Genomic DNA, 15,590 nt, shown 5'->3' with positions numbered 1-15,590 from the left:
GGACAACGGCGGGTTCGTGGACAACGCCGGGGTTGTGGACGACGTCCCGCCCGTCCACCCCCGGCCCCGGCAAGGGCCGCCGCTCACCTCACCAGCGGTCCGTGAACGCCCGGTCCGTGCGGACGATCTCGCGGCCCAGCGGGAACAGCGAGACCGGGATCAGCTTGAAGTTGGCGATGCCGAGCGGGATGCCGATGATCGTCACGCAGAGGGCGAGGCCCGTGACGATGTGGCCGAGGGCGAGCCACCAGCCCGCGAGGATCAGCCACAGCACGTTGACGACGAAGGACGGGGCTCCCGCGTCGCGGCGCTCCACCGTCGTGTACCCGAAGGGCCACAGGGCGTAGACGCCGATGCGGAACGCGGCCACACCGAACGGTATGCCGATGATCGTGACGCACAGCAGCACGCCGGCGAACATGTAGCAGAGGAACAGCCAGAAGCCGCTGAAGACGAGCCAGATGAGATTCAGGATGGTCTTCACAGGTGACCTGCCATCTTCTCGAGCCGGGCGATGCGTTCCGCCATCGGCGGGTGGGTGGAGAACATCTTCGCGAGCCCCTGCCCCGGGCGGAAGGGGTTCGCGATCATCATGTGGCTGGCCGTCTCGATGCGAGGCTCGGGCGGCAGGGGGAGCTGCTTGGTGCCGTGTTCCAGCTTGCGCAGGGCGCTCGCCAGGGCCAGGGGGTCGCCGGTGAGCTGGGAGCCGGAGGCGTCCGCCTCGTACTCACGCGAGCGGCTGATGGCGAGCTGGATGAGGGACGCCGCGAGCGGGCCCAGGATCAGGATCAGCAGCATGCCGAGCAGGCCCGGGCCGTCGTCGTCGTCCGAGCGGCCGATCGGGATCAGCCAGGCGAAGTTGACCAGGAACATGATCACGGAGGCGAGGGCGCCGGCGACCGAGGAGATCAGGATGTCGCGGTTGTAGACATGGCTGAGCTCGTGGCCGATGACGCCGCGCAGCTCCCGCTCGTCGAGGAGGCGCAGGATGCCCTCCGTGCAGCACACGGCCGCGTTGCGCGGGTTGCGGCCGGTGGCGAAGGCGTTGGGGGCCTCCGTCGGCGAGATGTAGAGGCGGGGCATGGGCTGGCGGGCCTGCGTGGACAGCTCCCGGACCATCCGGTACAGGCCGGGGGCCTCGAACTCGCTGACCGGGCGGGCCCGCATCGCCCGCAGGGCCAGCTTGTCGCTGTTCCAGTACGCGTAGGCGTTGGTGCCCAGCGCGACGACGACGGCGATGACGAGCCCCGTGCGGCCGAAGAAGCTGCCGATGACGATGATGAGCGCGGACAGTCCCCCGAGGAGGACCGCGGTCCTGAGCCCGTTGTGCCGGCGGTGCACGGTACGCCCTCCAAGTCGTGCGGCAGGGGGAACCCTTGCGGCGGATCTTCCGTCTGACCTGCGCTGCCCACTGATGGCGCGGTGTCACGTCCAGTGGACCCTCCCGTACCGGTCAACGCCAGGCGAAGGGCACTAGTTCCCTTGTGCGCGTGGTGGCGCGTGTCAACCGTCCGGGTGAACGGCCGCGCGGGGCCGGACGAGCGGCCACGCGCGCGTGCCGCCCGGAAGAGGCGTACCGCTCAGAAGAGGCCGGTCTCCGTGAAGCGCAGCACCAGTTGCGGGGCCCCGGACAGGGCGATGCCGAGGACGCCGGTCAGGGCGAGCGCCGCGGTCAGCGGGGCGGGCAGGCGGCGGGTCGCGGCCGCGTCTCCCGCCGCCGCCCCCTCGGGGGCCGTCTCCGGCGCGCGGAACAGCAGCGCCGTCCAGCGCAGGTAGTACACCAGCGCGATGACGACGTTGACGGCCATGACGACGGCCAGCCAGCCGAGCCCCGCGTCGACGGCCGCCGCGAACACGGTGACCTTGGCGAAGAGGCCGATGACGCCCGGCGGGAGACCGGCGAGGCACAGCAGGAAGAAGCCCATGAGCAGCGCGGTGAGGGGGCTCGCTGCGTACAGGCCGCGGTAGTCGGCGACCCGGTTGAGCCGGTGCGCGCGCCCGACGAGGGCGGCCACCGCGAAGGCGCCCAGGTTCACGGCGCCGTACATGAGGGCGTAGGCGAGGGTGGAGCCGATCTGCTTCTCGGGGTCGTCGGAGTACCCGGCGGCGGCGATCGGCACGAGCAGGTACCCGGCCTGGCCGACGGACGACCAGGCGAGCAGGCGTACGGCGCTGTACGCGCGCGTGGACCGCTGGCGCAGGGCGCCCACGTTGCCGACGGTCATGGTCAGCGCGGCCAGCACGGCCAGGGCGGGGGCCCAGGCGTCGGCGTACGAAGGGAGGGCGACGACGGTGACCAGGATGAGGCCGGAGAAGCCGACCGCCTTGCCGATGACGGACAGGTAGGCGGCGACAGGCAGCGGGGCGCCCACATAGGTGTCGGGCACCCAGAAGTGGAAGGGGACGGCGGCCGTCTTGAAGGCGAAGCCGACGAGGGTGAGGACGACGCCGGTCTGCGCGAGGGTCTGGAGCTGCCCGTCGACGTGCTGGATGCGTTCGGCGACCCGGGTGAGGTGGAGGGTGCCGGTGGCGGCGTAGACGAAGCTGATGCCGAGCAGGCTGACCGCGGTGGCGGTGACGGAGGACAGGAAGAACTTCAGGGCCGCCTCGGAGGACCTGCGGTCGCCGTGCCGCAGGCCGACCAGGGCGAAGGCGGGCAGGGACGCCACCTCCAGGGCGACGACGAGGGTCGCGAGGTCCCGGGAGGCGGGCAGCAGGGCCGCGCCGGCGGCGGAGGAGAGGAACAGGAACCAGTACTCGCCCTCGGGAAACCGCTTGCCGGAGTCCTTCAGCGCGGTGACCGACAGCAGGGCGCAGAGCAGGGCGCCGCCGAGCACCAGGAACTGGATGACGAGGGTGAAGCGGTCCGCGGTGTAGCTGCACACCTCGGTGTCGCCGACCAGGCAGAACGTGGAGCGGTCGGCGTCGAGGAGGGGCAGCAGCAGGAGCGCGGAGGCCGCGAGTCCGGCCACCGCGATCCAGCCGAGCAGCGGCTTCCTGGACTCGGTGACGAACAGGTCGGCGACGAGCACGACGAGTCCGACGACCGCCGCGACGGTGGGCGGTGCGACGGCCAGCCAGTCGACGGACTGGACGAGGGAGCTCATCGGGTGCCTCCTGCGAGGAGCTGCTGCACGGCCGGGTCGGTCAGGCCCAGAAGGGCCTTGGGCCACAGGCCGGCGACGACGGTGAGGACGACGAGCGGGGTCCAGGCCGCGAACTCGTAGGAGCGCACGTCGGCCCAGGCCGGCGTGTCCTTCGGCGCGGCGCCCATGCAGACCCGGCGGACCACGATCAGCAGGTAGGCGGCGGTGAGCAGGGTGCCGAACGCGCCGATCGACATGAACGTGAGGAAGGCCGGCCTGCTGAGCCCGTCGGCGGGGTCGAACGCGCCGAACAGCGCCAGCATCTCGCCCCAGAACCCGGCGAGGCCGGGCAGGCCGAGGGAGGCGACGGCGGCGAAGGCCAGCAGCCCGCCGAGGCGGGGGGCCCTGCCGTAGAGGGCGGCCCCGGTCTCCTGGGCGAGGGCGTCCAGGTCGGTGCTGCCGGTGCGCTCCTTCAGGCCGCCGACCAGGAAGAACAGCAGGCCGGTGATGAGGCCGTGGGCGACGTTCGCGAACAGGGCGCCGTTGACTCCCGTCGGGGTCATGGTGGCGATGCCGAGCAGGACGAACCCCATGTGGCCGACGGAGGAGTAGGCGATCAGGCGCTTGAGGTCGCCCTTCGCGCCCTTCCTGGCCAGGGCGAGGCAGGCGAGGGACCCGTAGACGATGCCGACGACGGCGAACGCGGCGAGGTACGGCGCGAAGGTGCGGAAGCCGTCGGGGGCGGCCGGGAGCAGGATGCGGACGAAGCCGTACGTGCCCATCTTCAGCAGAACGCCGGCGAGCAGGACGGAGCCGACGGTGGGGGCGGCGGTGTGGGCGTCGGGCAGCCAGCTGTGCAGGGGCCACATCGGCGTCTTCACCGCGAGTCCGATCCCGATCGCGAGTACGGCGATGACCTGCACGGACACGCTGAGTGACCGGCCGTTGTCAGTGGCGAGTGCCACCATGTCGAACGTGCCCGCCTCGATCCCGGTCAGGAGCAGGCCGAGCAGCATGACCACGGAGCCGAGCAGCGTGTACAGGATGAACTTCCAGGCGGCCTCGGCCCGGCCCTCGCCGCCCCAGCGGGCGATGAGGAAGTACATGGGGATGAGGACCGTCTCGAAGGCGAGGAAGAAGAGGATCAGGTCGAGGACGGCGAAGGTCGCCAGGGTGCCGGACTCGAGGACGAGCAGCAGGGCGACGAAGGCCTTCGGGGACGGTCCCGCGGGCGGCTTGAAATACGAGTAGAGGGCGCTGAGGAAGGTCAGCAGGGCGGTCAGGACCAGAAGGGGGAGCGAGATGCCGTCGGTGCCGAGGTGGATGCGCACGTCGAGTGCGGGGATCCAGCTGATGTCCGTCGTGGCCTGCATCGTCGACGGGTGGTGGTGGTCGAAGCCGAGCGCGAGGACGATCGCCGCCGCCAGGATCACGCCGGTGACAGTCACGCCGTGGCGGAGCACGGCCTGCTCGGGCGACTTCCCCTTCAGTCCGGGCGGGGCGGGCAGCAGAGCGGCGGCGGCGCCGAGGAGCGGGCCGACGACCAGGAACGCCAGAAGGAACTGCATCACGGACTCGTTGATATCGATCACGCCTGCTCACGCTCCCGTGGCGACGAGGACGGCGGCGACCGCGAGGACGACGGTGCCGGCGAGCAGCGCGCTCACATAGGTCTGCAGATTGCCGGTCTGGGCCCGCCGGACGGCGGCGCCGAGCCAGCGGGGCAGGGTGCCCGCGCCGCGTACGTAGGTGTCGACGACCTCCCGGTCGAGGAACCGCACGAGGCTCGCGCCGGCCCGGACCGGGCGGACGAAGAGCGCCGAGTACACGGCGTCCAGGTGGAAGCCGACGGCGGCGTGCCGGTGCAGCCGGCCGAGCAGCAGCCGCCCGGGGTCCGACGGGTCGGCCGCGTACGCGACGTCCCCGTAGGCCGGTTCGTGGCTCGCGATGGCCTCCGCCTCGACCTGTCCGGCGTCGCCGCCGGGGTGGGCGGCGACGGCGCCGAGGGGGACCCGGGCGGCGTGCGCGGTGGTGTGCCGCCAGGTGGCATAGGTGACGATGCCGCCGACCAGGGCCACGCCCGTGCCGAGCACGGAGGTGGTGAGGGTCGGGGTCAGGTCGTGGCCGTCGAACCAGTCGGGCAGCACCCGGAAGGCGAAGCCGCCGAACGCCAGGGACGGCACGGCGAGCACCCACAGCACGGTCGTCATGGTGAGCGGCTGCCGGCCGTGGTCGGGCGCCTCGGTGCCGCTGCCACGGAAGGCGAGCAGCCACAGTCGCGTCGCGTACGCGGCGGTGAGGAGGGCGGTGAGCAGTCCGGCGAGGAGGACGATCCAGCCCGCGGCGGCGGGGGCGTTGCCGGTGTGGCCGGTGACGACGTGCTCGGCGACGCCGAGGACGGCCTCCTTGGAGAAGAAGCCGCTGAACGGCGGGATCGCGGCGAGCGCGAGGAGCGCCACGGTCATCGTCCAGTAGGCGTCGGGGACGCGGTCGCGCAGGTGGCTCATGCGGGACATGGCGGCCAGCGAGTTGGTGCCGGCGGCGTGGATGATCACGCCGGCGGCGAGGAACAGCAGCGCCTTGAAGGCGCCGTGGGACAGGAGGTGGAAGACGGCGGCGCCGCGGTCGGCGACGGCCAGGGCGCCGGTCATGTAGCCGAGCTGGCCGATCGTCGAGTAGGCGAGGACGCGTTTGACGTCGTCCTGGGCGAGGGCGGCGAGCGCCGAGCCGGTCATCGTCACGGCGGCCATGACGGCGAGGACGGTCATCGCGGCCTGCGAGGCCTCGAACAGCGGAAGGAGACGGGCGACGAAGTAGACGCCGGCGGCGACCATCGTCGCGGCGTGGATCAGCGCGGAGACGGGTGTGGGGCCCGCCATCGCGTCCGGCAGCCAGGTGTGCAGCGGGAACTGCGCGGACTTGCCGGCCACGCCCGCGAGGAGCAGCAGGGCGATCAGGGTCGGGTGGTCGATGCCGCCGTGCGTGACGGCGCCGAGGATCCGGGTGATGCGGAAGGACCCGGCGTCGGCGGCGAGCGCGAACAGGCCGATGAGGAAGGGGACGTCGCCGAGCTTGGTCACCAGGAAGGCCTTCAGCGAGGCGGCGCGCGCCTCGGGGGTCTCCCAGTAGTGGCCGACGAGGAAGTAGGAGCAGATGCCCATGACTTCCCAGCCGACCAGCAGCACCATCAGGTCGCCGGTGTAGACGACCAGCAGCATCGCGGAGGTGAACAGCGAGACGAGAGCGGCGTACGACGGGTAGCGCGGGTCGTCGCGCAGATAGCCCGTGGAGTAGATCTGCACGCAGGTGGCGACGGTGCCGACGACCACGGCGGTGAGGGCGGCGAAGCCGTCGATGTGCAGGGCGAGTTCGACGGGGACCGAGCCGGTGGGGGTGAGCTCCGTCGCGGCGTCGACCGGGGCGCCGCCGCCCTGGCGCGCGGCGACGGTGGCGGCGAGCGCGAGGGAGGCGAGCGCCGGGAGGACGGCGAGCGGGCGGACGAAGCCGGGTGCGGTGCGGCCCAGCAGCAGTCCGGCGAGCGCGCCGAGGAACGGAAGGAGGGGAACGAGGACGGCGAGGGTGGTCGTGGTCACGCGGTGGCCTCGGCCTTCTCGCCGGCGGCCGGGGCGGGGATCGCGCGGCCGGTGGCGTCGCTGTCGGTGTCGTCGGGGTCGTCGGGGCCGTGACCCTCGGCGGTGTCGCGGAGCCGGTCGATGTCCGAGGTGCCGCGGTTGCGGTACACGGCGAGGACGATCGCGAGGCCGATGCCGATCTCGGCGGCGGCGACGGCGATGGTGAACAGGGCCAGGGCCTGGCCGGAGTGGAGGGTGTCCTCCGCGGTCCGGCTGAGCCAGGCGTCGAAGGCGACGAGGTTGAGGTTGACGGCGTTGAGCATCAGCTCGACCGACATCAGCACCAGGATCGCGTTGCGGCGGGCGAGGACGCCGTAGAGGCCGGTGCAGAAGAGGAGGGCGGCGAGTACGGCGGGATAGGCGAGGTGCATCAGCGGTCCCCTTCCTGGTCGCGCCGGGTGCCTGTCGCGCGGGTGGCCGCGGTGGACGGAGTCACGGTCTTCGCGCCGGGCTCGGAGCCGGCGTTGGCCTTGCGCGACAGGACGATGGCACCGACGAGGGCGGCGAGGAGGAGGACGGACAGGGCCTCGAAGGGGAGGACCCAGTGCTGGAAGAGGCTGGCGCCGGTCACCTCGGTGGTGCCGGAGGGGGCGCCGCCGTCCAGGTCGATCCAGGTGGTGCGGAAGGCGTCGGTGACCACCCAGACCAGGGCGGCCGCCGCCGCGACGGCCACGGCGAGCGCGACCGGGCGGTTGCCGGAGTCGGCGTCCGGTGAGCGGCCGATGGGGGCGCGGGTGAGCATCAGCCCGAACAGCAGGAGGACGACGACGGAGCCGACGTAGATGAGGACCTGCACCCAGGCGATGAACTCGGCGGTGAGCAGCAGGTATTCGACGGCGAGTCCGCCGAGGGCCACCACCAGCCAGAGGGCTGCGTGCACCAGCTGCCGGGTGGTGACGGTGACGACGGCGGCCCCGAGGGTGACCAGGCCGACGAGGAGGAAGGTGATCTCGACGCCGGTCGGGGACAGGAAGCCGGGGGACTCGGCCGCCCGGTGCGCGGTGCCGGCCGCGAGTGCGCCGGCGGTCGCTGCGGTGCTCATGCGCGGCCCTCCTGACCCGGTGCGCCGGCTTGACCCGGCCCGTGGGGCTGTCCCGGTCCGTCGGCGTGACCCGGCCCGTGGGGCTGTCCCGGTCCGTCGGCGTGACCCTGCTCGTCGGCCTGGGCGGCCGCGAGTTTGTCGGCGGTCTTGCGGGCGGCGGCCACTTCCTTCGGTTCCTCCGCGCCGGCGTCGAGGGCGGGCGGGGCCGGCACGGTCCACATCCACTCGCGGAGCTTGTCCCGCTCGTGGGTGAGGTCACGGATGTCGGTCTCCGCGTACTCGAACTCCGGAGACCAGAACAGGGCGTCGAAGGGGCAGACCTCGATGCAGATACCGCAGTACATGCAGAGGGAGAAGTCGATGGCGAACCGGTCGAGGACGTTGCGGCTGCGCTCACGGCCGCCGGGTGCGGCGGGCGGCACGGTCTCCTTGTGCGAGTCGATGTAGATGCACCAGTCGGGGCACTCGCGGGCGCACAGCATGCAGACCGTGCAGTTCTCCTCGAACAGGCCGATCACCCCGCGGCTGCGGGGCGGCAGTTCGGGCTGGGTGTCCGGGTACTGCGCGGTGACGGACTTCCGCGTCATCGTCCGCAACGTGACGGCCAGGCCCTTGGCCAGGCCGGAGCCGGGGATGGGGGCCATTACAGGAACACCACCTTGACGACGCCGGTGAGGGCGATCTGGGCGAGGGCGAGAGGGACGAGGAGGGTCCAGGCGAACTTCTGCAACTGGTCCTCGCGCAGGCGTGGGTAGCTGACGCGCAGCCAGATGACGACGAAGGCGAGCACGGCGGTCTTCAGCAGGGTCCACACCCAGCCGAGCCCGTCGGCGCCCCAGGGGCCGTGCCACCCGCCCAGGAACAGGACGGTGGTCAGGCCGCACAGCACGACGATCCCCGCGTACTCGGCGAGGAGGAACAGGGCGAAGCGCAGGCCGGTGTACTCGGTGTACGCGCCGAAGATGATCTCCGAGTCGGCGACCGGCATGTCGAAGGGCGGGCGCTGGAGTTCGGCGAGGCCCGCGACGAAGAAGACGAGCGCGCCGGTGATCTGCCACGGCAGCCACCACCACTCGAACGCGTCGAGGATGCCGACGAGCGACACGGTCCCGGCGGCCATCGCCACGGAGGCGGCGGTGAGCAGCATCGGCAGTTCGTACGCGAGGAGCTGCGCTGCGGTGCGCAGGCCGCCGAGGAGGGAGAACTTGTTGGCGGAGGCCCAGCCGGCCATGAGCGAGCCGAGGACACCCACGCCCATCACGGCCAGGACGAAGAACACGCCCGCGTCCAGCACCCGGCCGACCGCGCCCTCACCCGGCCCGATCGGAACGGCGAGCAGCACGAGCAGGTACGGCAGGAGCGCGACGGCGGGCGCGAGCTGGAAGATACGGCGGTCCGCGCCGGCCGGGACCACGTCCTCCTTCTGCGCGAACTTCACACCGTCGGCGATGAGCTGGGCCCAGCCGTGGAAGCCGCCGGCGTACATGGGGCCGAGGCGGCCCTGCATGTGCGCCATCACCTTGTGCTCGGTCTGGCCCACGAGCAGGGGGAAGGTCAGGAAGACGACGAACACGACGAGGAGTCGCAGGGCGACGTCGAGAACGTCGGTCACCGCGTGCCTCCTGCGGGGTCGTCGGGGGTCTTCGTGTCGGGGTCGTCGGGGTTGTCAGGGTTGGGTTCCGGGGCCGGTTCCGGCTTCGGCTCCGGCTCCGGCTCCGGCTCCGGCCGGGGTGCGGCTTCCGGCTCGGGCTGCGGCTTCGGCTCGGGCTCCTCGAACGCCGGCTGTGCGTGGTGCCACGGGGCGTCCGGGCTGCGCGGGGCGACGGGCGGCTTACGGTCGCGGGGCTCCTCGGTGGCGCCCGCCGCGGTGTCGTCCACGCCCGGCGCCTGCGCCTGCTCCTGCGGCGCGCGTTGGCTCGCGGAGCCTTCTGACGCGGACCGCGCCCGGCGGGGACCGCCCGTACCCGGGGCACCCTCACGCTGTGACGCCGAGCCCTCACCCGCACTGCGCGACCGGCGCGCCGGGGCGTCCGCGCCCCTCTGGCTCGCCGAGCCTTCCGACACCGACCGCGCCCGGCGCGGCGTAACCGGCGGCGTGGCCGCACTCGCGTCACCGCCCGCACCGGCGCCCGCGTCCACGCCCGTACCCGCCTCGCCCGCCGTCTGGCTCACCGAGCCCTCGGAGACGGAGCGGGTGCGGCGGGGCGGGCGTTCGCCCGGGGTGCGGGCCCCCGCGGCCCCCGCGGTCGCCGCGCGGCGGGCGGGGCGGGCCGGGGCGGGCGGGAGCTGGCCCTTGAGCGGGCCCCACTCGTTCGGGTCGGGCACGCCCGGCGGCAGCATCTGGCGCCGCTTGGGTCCGCCGTGCTCCGACTCCCCCGGCTCCTTGGCGCCGGGCCACGCCTTGGCGACCCGGGCCGCGAGGACGAAGTCCTTGCGCAGCGGATGGCCCTCGAAACCCTCCGGCAGCAGCAGGTGGTCGAGGCCGGGGTGTCCGGTGAAGTCGACGCCGAACATCTCGTGGGTCTCGCGCTCGTGCCAGGCCGCGCCCGCGTAGACGTCCACGGCCGACGGCAGGGCGGGGGCCTCGTGCGGCACGGTGGTGCGCAGCAGCAGCCGCCGTACCGGGGCGAGGGCGGCGACGTGGGCGGTCACGCGGAAGCCGGTGCCGGGTTCGTCGACGGCGCTCAGCCAGTCGAAGAAGGTGCAGCCGAGGCGGTCGCGGGCGGCTTCGAGGGCGGGGATCCAGGCGTCGGACGGCACGTCGACGGTGAGGACCTCGTACGCCTCCTCCGCCGTGGCCTGTGCGCCGAACAGGTCCTCGACGTCCCCGGGGAGCCAGCCGACGGCGGTCATCCGGCCTCCCCTTCACCCCTGGTCGCGTCCTTCGGCGCGGGCGGCGGGACCAGCCCGCTCCGCAGCGCCGCCGCCGAGGGCCGTCCCGCGCCGGACGCGGACCCGTACCGCTCCCCCAGCGACTCGCGGGCGATCTTCTCCTGGAGCTTGAGGATGCCCTGGAGCAGCGCCTCGGGCCGGGGCGGGCAGCCGGGGACGTAGACGTCGACGGGGATGATCTGGTCGACGCCCTTGGTGACGGAGTAGGAGTCCCAGTAGGGGCCGCCGCAGTTGCTGCACGCGCCGAAGGAGATGACGTACTTCGGCTCGGGCATCTGCTCGTACAGGCGCTTGACCGCGGGCGCCATCTTGTCGGTGACCGTGCCGGAGACGACCATCAGGTCGGCCTGGCGGGGTCCCGGGGCGAACGGGATGACGCCGAGGCGGATGAAGTCGTGCCGGGCCATCGACGCGGCGATGAACTCGATCGCGCAGCAGGCGAGGCCGAAGTTGAACACCCACAGCGAGTAGCGGCGGCCCCAGTTGAGGACCACCTTCATCGGCTCGGGGGCGAGCCGGGCGAGCGCGCCGAGCCTCGCCGTGCCTTCGCCGGAGGGACGTGCAGGTTCCGGCAGCAGCACCGGCTCGGGGGCGGCAGGGTTCACGTCCATGTCAGGACGCCCTTCTTGTAGGCGTACAGCAGGCCCACGGCGAGGAAGCCGAGGAAGACGAACATCTCCACGAGGGTGGTCGCGCCGTAGCCGTCGGCGGCGAAGACGGTCGCCCAGGGGAAGAGGAAGATCGAGTCGACGGCGAAGATCACGTAGAGGAAGGCGTACACGTAGTAGCGGACCTGGGTGTGGGCCCAGCCCTCGCCGACGGGGTCGACGCCGCACTCGTACGTCAGCAGCTTCTCCGGCGTCGGCACCACCGGCCGCAGCAGGCGGCCCGCGCCGAAGGCGACGGCGACGAACAGCAGGCCGACGACGGCGAGCAGTCCGACGACCGAGTAGGACTGGAAGTAGTCCGCCGCGACGACGGTCGTTTCCCGCACGTCCGCCCCTCACTCCTCAGATCGGCGACCAGGCGTTCCCGCCTGTGCCCTGCCCTTGCTCCGTGCCGGTGAACGTCGAACGCCACGGTCCGACGATCTGTACGCACGGGAGTCTAGGCCCTGATAAAGGCACGGTAAGCAGCCCGTCGGGGCTTGGCACGCGGGGGTGGGGTTTTCCTCAGTTCAGCTTGGCGGTCCTCCTCATGGCGCGGGCCCCCGAGGGCCGGGCAGGCTAGGCCCATGACCGAACCGATCCCGCAGCCGGCCGGACCGGGCGACCGCCCGCCGCCGGCCCGCTTCGCCTACGACGCGCACACGTGGAAGGAGATGACGCATCTCCTGACGAACCTCCCGGTGTCGATCGTCGGCTTCGTCTACACGGTGGCCGCCCTGTCCATCGGCGCGGGGCTGACGGTCACGGTGGTCGGTCTGCCGCTGCTCGCGCTCGGTCTGCTGGGGGCGCGGCAGCTGGGCCGGCTGGAGCGGGCGCGTGCGAGGGCGATGCTCGGGGTGCGGGTGGACGAGCCGAGTCCGCTGCCGTGGCGGAGGGCCGGCGGCTTCTGGCCGGGGCTGTGGCAGGCGGTCAAGGACCCGGTGGGCTGGCGGACGTTCCTCTTCATGCTGATACGTCTGCCGTGGGGCATCCTCACCTTCACCGTCACGCTGACCGGGCTGTTCGTGCTGTGGCCGGTGCTCGCCTTCGTGGTGCGGGCGATGGCCGACGTGGACCGGGCGATGGTGCGGGGTCTGCTCTCGCCGTCGGACGAGCTGGAGCGGCGCATAGCCGAGCTGGAGTCGGACCGCGGGGTCGTGGTGGACACGGCGGCGGCGGACCTGCGCCGCATCGAGCGGGACCTGCACGACGGGGCGCAGGCCCGGCTGGTGAATCTGGCGATGGGACTGGGCCTGGCCAAGGAGAAGCTGCTGGAGGACCCGGACGCGGCGGCGTCGATGGTCGAGGAGGCGCACGGCGAGGTGAAGCTGGCGCTTCAGGAGCTGCGGGACCTGGCGCGCGGCATCCACCCGGCGGTCCTCACCGACCGCGGCCTGGACGCGGCCCTGTCGTCGGTCGCCGCGCGCTGCACGGTGCCGGTGACGGTCACCGTCGACCTGGACGAGCGGCCGGCGCCGGCGATCGAGGGCATCGCCTACTTCACGGTCTCCGAGCTGCTCCAGAACGTCAGCAAGCACAGCCGGGCGCGGTCGGCGTCGGTGGAGGTGTGGCGGCTGGAGAACCGGCTGTTCCTCCAGGTGCGGGACGACGGCGTGGGCGGGGCGAGCCTCGACGGCGGTACGGGCATGCGGGGTCTGGCCGAGCGGCTGGGCGCGGTGGACGGGCTGTTCGTCGTGGACTCCCCGCAGGGCGGTCCGACGACGGTGACGGCCGAGCTGCCGTGGCGCGACCGCTCCGGCACCCCGGCAGGGAAGGCGCCGGGCAGGGGGGCGTCCGCCCGCGGCCGTAGGTAGGGAAAACCCCCCGCCGAAGACTGCGACGGCCTTCATTCCCCGCCGACCTGCGGCGCAGCACTCTGGATGTACGACAGCACAGCCGCCGGACGAGGAGAAGGACGAAGCCGATGGCCACGGAGTACGGACAGGGCTACGGGCTCCCCACCGGGCCCGGACACGCGCAGGGCGTGGGGGGACGGCGGCACCGGATGCCGGCGGCGCTGCGGGCGCCGGTCGAGGGGCGTGCCTGGCGGGAGCTGGCCTACGTGCTGCTGAGCCTGCCGGTCAGCATCCTGCTGTTCACCTACGCGGTCACGATGGTCTCGCTCGGAGCGGGCCTGCTGGTGACGTTCCTCGGGGTGCCGGTGCTGGCGGCGGCGCTCGCCGGGTGCCGGGGGTTCGGTTCGGTGGAGCGGGCGCGGGCGCGCGGGCTGCTGGGCCTGGACGTGGGCGAGCCGGAGCCGCTGCGGCTGAAGCGGCAGGGGTTCATGGGGTGGGTCGGGGCGGTGCTGAAGAGCGGCACGTCCTGGCGGGCGCTGCTGTACGCGGTGCTTCAGCTGCCCTGGGCGGTCCTCTCGTTCACGGTGACGGTCACCTTCTGGTCGCTGGGCTGGTCGCTGGTGACGTACCCGCTGTGGTTCTGGGTGCTCCCGCTGTACGCGGGCCAGGACGGCATACAGCTGTACGGCGACGAGCACCACGCGATCTACCTGGACAACCCGTTCGAGATCGCGGTGACGGCGGGCGTGGGCCTGCTGTTCACGCTGGCCACGCCGTGGATCGTGCGGGCGCTGACGACGGTGGACCGGCTGATGGTGCACGGGCTGCTGGGCCCGTCGCGGCTGGCGACGCGGGTGGTGGAGCTGGAGTCGGACCGGGGGGTCGTGGTGGACACGGCGGCGGCGGACCTGCGCCGCATCGAGCGGGACCTGCACGACGGGGCGCAGGCCCGGCTGGTGAGCCTGGCGATGGACCTGGGTCTGGCGAAGGAGAAGCTGCGGGAGGACCCGCAGGCCGCGGCGCGGATGGTGGACGAGGCGCACGGCGAGGTGAAGACGGCCCTCCAGGAGCTGCGGGACCTGGCCCGCGGCATCCACCCGGCGGTCCTCACCGACCGCGGCCTGGACGCGGCCCTGTCGTCGGTCGCCGCGCGCTGCACGGTGCCGGTGCAGGTGGAGGTGGACCTGTCGGAGCGGCCGGCGCCGGCGATCGAGGGCATCGCGTACTTCACGGTCTCGGAGCTGCTGCAGAACGTCGGCAAGCACAGCCGGGCGAGCTGGGCGGCCGTGGAGGTGTGGCGGTCCGAGGACCGGCTGATGCTCCAGGTGGTGGACAACGGCGTGGGCGGCGCGGACCAGTCGCGCGGTTCCGGGCTGGCGGGTCTGGCGGAGCGGCTGGACGCGGTGGACGGAATCCTCGTGATGGACTCGCCGGCCGGCGGCCCGACGCGGGTGACCGCGGAGCTGCCGTGGCGGGCGGAGCGGTGATGACCGCGGGGTGAGGTGAGCGGTCCGGCGGACGGAGGCGAGGGCCGGCGGCCGGCGGCCGGCGGCCGGCGACGACGACACCCCCGATCGCGTCGCCCCGGCCCGTCCTCCACCGGATGCTGAAATGCTGGACCCGACGACCGGGCCCGCCACAAGGGCGGGCCCGGAGCCGGGTTCCGGGGGGACAAGGACGTGGAGGACAGGGTGCGGGTGGTCATCGCCGAGGATTCGGTGCTGCTGCGGGAGGGCCTGACGCGGCTGCTGACCGACCGGGGGCACGAGGTGGTGGCCGGGGTCGGCGACGGGGACGCGCTGATCAGGACGGTCGACGACCTGGCCCGGCAGGACCAGCTGCCGGACGTGGTGGTGGCCGACGTGCGAATGCCGCCGACGCACACCGACGAGGGCGTGCGGGCCGCGGTGCAGCTGCGCAAGAGCCATCCGGGTGTCGGGGTGCTGGTGCTGTCGCAGTACGTGGAGGAGCGGTACGCGACCGAGCTGCTGGCCGGCTCCAGCCGGGGCGTCGGCTATCTGCTGAAGGACCGGGTGGCCGAGGTGCGCGAGTTCGTGGACGCGGTGGTCCGGGTGGCGCAGGGCGGCACGGCGCTGGACCCGGAGGTGGTGGCGCAGCTGCTGGGCCGCAGCCGTAAGCAGGACGTGCTGGCGGGGCTCACCCCGCGCGAGCGCGAGGTGCTGGGGCTGATGGCGGAGGGGCGGACGAACTCGGCGATCGCCCGGCAGCTGGTGGTGAGCGACGGCGCGGTGGAGAAGCACGTCAGCAACATCTTCCTGAAGCTGGGGCTGTCCCCGAGCGACGGCGACCACCGGCGGGTCCTTGCGGTGCTGACGTACTTGAACTCCTGAGGGGACGGCGGCGCGCGTCTTGGCGCCGTGTCCACCATCTGGTTCCTTCCCTCGAATGTTTCATGGTGGGCACCCCTCACGGTCGTAGGGTTTATGCGGGGAAGGCCTGCGGGAAGGCCGTCCCGGACAGCCGCCTCGAGGAGG

The 15,590-nt window shown here is 72.8% G+C and carries 15 protein-coding genes; 3 read left to right on the top strand and 12 right to left on the bottom strand.

The window, feature by feature from the left end; translation table 11 throughout:
• Positions 1-88: 88 nt before the first annotated feature.
• The 12 genes from ACFOSY_RS30955 to ACFOSY_RS30900 all read right to left on the bottom strand — a co-directional run bounded on the left by ACFOSY_RS30955 (position 89) and on the right by ACFOSY_RS30900 (position 11,646).
• Entirely contained in the window at positions 89-484 is a 396-nt protein-coding gene (locus tag ACFOSY_RS30955) for a YccF domain-containing protein (protein ID WP_006133063.1), read from the bottom strand.
• Positions 481-1,341, bottom strand: coding sequence for a zinc metalloprotease HtpX (gene htpX, locus ACFOSY_RS30950; protein WP_006133065.1), 861 nt, complete (start codon positions 1,339-1,341; stop codon positions 481-483). Before htpX ends, ACFOSY_RS30955 begins: the two co-directional genes overlap by 4 nt.
• A gap of 239 nt (positions 1,342-1,580) precedes the next feature.
• On the bottom strand, positions 1,581-3,107 hold the full coding sequence (locus ACFOSY_RS30945) for an NADH-quinone oxidoreductase subunit N (protein WP_394313314.1): 1,527 nt from the start codon (positions 3,105-3,107) through the stop codon (positions 1,581-1,583).
• On the bottom strand, positions 3,104-4,678 hold the full coding sequence (locus ACFOSY_RS30940) for a complex I subunit 4 family protein (RefSeq protein WP_394313311.1): 1,575 nt from the start codon (positions 4,676-4,678) through the stop codon (positions 3,104-3,106). Before ACFOSY_RS30940 ends, ACFOSY_RS30945 begins: the two co-directional genes overlap by 4 nt.
• 6 nt (positions 4,679-4,684) lie before the next feature.
• A complete protein-coding gene (locus ACFOSY_RS30935; RefSeq protein ID WP_394313309.1) occupies positions 4,685-6,679 on the bottom strand; it encodes an NADH-quinone oxidoreductase subunit 5 family protein in 1,995 nt (664 codons plus the stop codon).
• On the bottom strand, positions 6,676-7,089 hold the full coding sequence (nuoK, locus tag ACFOSY_RS30930) for an NADH-quinone oxidoreductase subunit NuoK (RefSeq protein ID WP_394313307.1): 414 nt from the start codon (positions 7,087-7,089) through the stop codon (positions 6,676-6,678). The genes ACFOSY_RS30935 and nuoK overlap by 4 nt, the downstream gene beginning before the upstream one ends.
• Positions 7,089-7,760: an NADH-quinone oxidoreductase subunit J family protein gene (locus ACFOSY_RS30925; protein WP_394313305.1), complete on the bottom strand. Its 672-nt coding sequence runs from the start codon at positions 7,758-7,760 to the stop codon at positions 7,089-7,091. The genes nuoK and ACFOSY_RS30925 overlap by 1 nt, the downstream gene beginning before the upstream one ends.
• The gene (locus ACFOSY_RS30920) at positions 7,757-8,404 is read right to left on the bottom strand and encodes a NuoI/complex I 23 kDa subunit family protein (protein WP_394313303.1); all 648 of its coding nucleotides are present in this window, start codon (positions 8,402-8,404) and stop codon (positions 7,757-7,759) included. Before ACFOSY_RS30920 ends, ACFOSY_RS30925 begins: the two co-directional genes overlap by 4 nt.
• A complete protein-coding gene (locus ACFOSY_RS30915; RefSeq protein WP_394313300.1) occupies positions 8,404-9,372 on the bottom strand; it encodes a complex I subunit 1/NuoH family protein in 969 nt (322 codons plus the stop codon). Before ACFOSY_RS30915 ends, ACFOSY_RS30920 begins: the two co-directional genes overlap by 1 nt.
• A complete protein-coding gene (locus ACFOSY_RS30910; protein WP_394313299.1) occupies positions 9,369-10,613 on the bottom strand; it encodes an NADH-quinone oxidoreductase subunit C in 1,245 nt (414 codons plus the stop codon). The genes ACFOSY_RS30915 and ACFOSY_RS30910 overlap by 4 nt, the downstream gene beginning before the upstream one ends.
• Positions 10,610-11,263, bottom strand: a complete 654-nt coding sequence (locus tag ACFOSY_RS30905) for an NADH-quinone oxidoreductase subunit B (RefSeq protein ID WP_394313296.1) — start codon at positions 11,261-11,263, stop codon at positions 10,610-10,612. Before ACFOSY_RS30905 ends, ACFOSY_RS30910 begins: the two co-directional genes overlap by 4 nt.
• Positions 11,254-11,646, bottom strand: coding sequence for an NADH-quinone oxidoreductase subunit A (locus ACFOSY_RS30900; protein WP_030823404.1), 393 nt, complete (start codon positions 11,644-11,646; stop codon positions 11,254-11,256). The genes ACFOSY_RS30905 and ACFOSY_RS30900 overlap by 10 nt, the downstream gene beginning before the upstream one ends.
• Before the next feature lie 240 nt (positions 11,647-11,886).
• Between ACFOSY_RS30900 and ACFOSY_RS30895 the strand changes: the two genes are divergently transcribed.
• From ACFOSY_RS30895 to ACFOSY_RS30885, 3 genes are all read left to right on the top strand, one after another.
• The gene (locus tag ACFOSY_RS30895; protein ID WP_394313294.1) at positions 11,887-13,113 is read left to right on the top strand and encodes a sensor histidine kinase; all 1,227 of its coding nucleotides are present in this window, start codon (positions 11,887-11,889) and stop codon (positions 13,111-13,113) included.
• Between the two features lie 110 nt (positions 13,114-13,223).
• On the top strand, positions 13,224-14,582 hold the full coding sequence (locus ACFOSY_RS30890; RefSeq protein ID WP_394313291.1) for a sensor histidine kinase: 1,359 nt from the start codon (positions 13,224-13,226) through the stop codon (positions 14,580-14,582).
• Positions 14,583-14,786: 204 nt separating this feature from the next.
• Complete coding sequence (locus tag ACFOSY_RS30885; protein WP_394313422.1) at positions 14,787-15,446, top strand: LuxR C-terminal-related transcriptional regulator; 660 nt, start codon at positions 14,787-14,789, stop codon at positions 15,444-15,446.
• Positions 15,447-15,590: the final 144 nt, after the last annotated feature.

The organism is Streptomyces lusitanus (assembly GCF_042647945.1).
Taxonomy (GTDB): Bacteria; Actinomycetota; Actinomycetes; order Streptomycetales; family Streptomycetaceae; genus Streptomyces; species Streptomyces pseudogriseolus.
Note: the sequence above shows the minus strand (reverse complement) of the source record. Positions and strands in the feature narration are given on the sequence as shown.